Below are 1,356 nucleotides of genomic sequence, written 5' to 3' on the forward strand. Positions count from 1 at the left end.
GGCTCACGGTCGTAGACCACGCCGTGGGCACCGGGTGTCGGGTGCCCACGGTCGAACGGCGGAAAGCGCGACTCACTCGCTGGTGAATCGCGCTCTCCGCGGGCCGTTGTCGGAGAGCGCCCGCTCAGATGGAGAACAGCACCGCGCCCGCCGCGATCGGACCGCTGGCCGGTTCGAGCGCGGAGCCCGGGGCGGTATCCATCACCACCACGGGGACGGCGGCGCTCAGGTCCAGGCGGCGGATGGCATTGGGGGAGAAGGTGATCAGGGCATCACCCTGGTTCACCGCCGCGCCCTCCTCGACGTGCACCTGGAACAGGTCGGCCTTGCCGACGGTATCGATGCCGACGTGCAGCAGCACGCCCGCGCCCGAGTCGGAGACGATGACCGCGGCATGCGGGTGCAGTTTCACCAGGGTGCCGGAGACGGGTGCGACCACGGTGGTCGGCTCATCGGTGTCGAGGGGTTCCACCGCCACCCCGGCTCCCACCATCTCGGCGGAGAACACCGGGTCGGGGACCTCGGACAGCGGTATGGCGGTGCCCGCGAGGGGCGAGAGGATCTGGGTGCTCATGTGACTCAGAGCAGATCGTTGATGTCTTCGGCCAGGGCGTCGGCGGTGGGTCCGACCACGACCTGAACCGCGGCGCCCGCCTTCACGACACCGTGCGCGCCGGCGGCCTTGAGCGCCTTCTCGTCGACCTTGGTGGCGTCCTTGATCTCGACGCGCAACCGCGTGATGCAGCCTTCGACCTCGACGATGTTGTCGGTGCCGCCTAGCCCGGCGACGATCTGATCGGCCTTGGACATTCTTCCTCCGTGCGTGTCGGGGTGGACAAAACTGGTTATAACCAGTATATCTCTGGTTATAACCAGTCACCGTCACCATACACGCGTGTGACTCGATTCACGGACTGAAGGACCCCGCTATGGCCGACGTCGCCGCAAGCGAGCGTAAGAAGCTGGATCTATCCGGCCTGCAGAAACTGGGTCGGAGCTTGATGCTGCCGATCGCCACCCTTCCCGCGGCGGGCCTGCTGCTGCGGCTCGGCCAAGACGACATGCTCGGCCGCTTCTCGCCACTGGAATCGGTGGCGGCCGTCCTCGCGGGGGCGGGCGGCGCGCTGCTCGACAATCTCCCGCTGCTGTTCGCGGTCGGTATCGCCATCGGCTGGGCCAAGAAGGCCGACGGCTCGACCGCACTCGCGGGCGTTGTCGGCTATCTGGCCTTCCAGGGTGTGGAGAAGGCCATGTCTCCGGTCGTGCTGGAGGGTAAGACCACTGCCGACGGGGATCAGGCACTGGTGAACTTCGGTGTCCTCGGCGGCATCGTCATGGGCATCACCGCCGCCGTGC

The 1,356-nt window shown here is 67.4% G+C and carries 3 protein-coding genes; 1 reads left to right on the top strand and 2 read right to left on the bottom strand.

What is annotated here, in order from left to right; genetic code table 11:
• Positions 1-124: 124 nt before the first annotated feature.
• Both QK444_RS36260 and QK444_RS36265 read right to left on the bottom strand, forming a co-directional pair.
• Positions 125-574, bottom strand: coding sequence for a PTS glucose transporter subunit IIA (locus tag QK444_RS36260; protein ID WP_282786639.1), 450 nt, complete (start codon positions 572-574; stop codon positions 125-127).
• A 5-nt stretch (positions 575-579) separates the two neighbouring features.
• On the bottom strand, positions 580-810 hold the full coding sequence (locus QK444_RS36265; protein ID WP_039814894.1) for a PTS glucose/sucrose transporter subunit IIB: 231 nt from the start codon (positions 808-810) through the stop codon (positions 580-582).
• Positions 811-929: 119 nt separating this feature from the next.
• On the opposite strand from QK444_RS36265, the gene QK444_RS36270 reads away from it, so the two are divergent.
• The coding region (locus QK444_RS36270; RefSeq protein WP_282786642.1) for a PTS transporter subunit EIIC at positions 930-1,356 on the top strand (427 nt) is incomplete at its 3' end.

This window comes from Nocardia sp. CC201C, assembly GCF_030010695.1.
In the GTDB taxonomy this organism is placed as follows: domain Bacteria; phylum Actinomycetota; class Actinomycetes; order Mycobacteriales; family Mycobacteriaceae; genus Nocardia; species Nocardia otitidiscaviarum.

What these genes read in the sequence shown, in the direction of transcription:
- QK444_RS36260 (WP_282786639.1), bottom strand. Translation starts at nt 574, where the DNA reads ATGAGCACCCAGATCCTCTCGCCCCTCGCGGGCACCGCCATACCGCTG.
- QK444_RS36265 (WP_039814894.1), bottom strand. Translation starts at nt 810, where the DNA reads ATGTCCAAGGCCGATCAGATCGTCGCCGGGCTAGGCGGCACCGACAAC.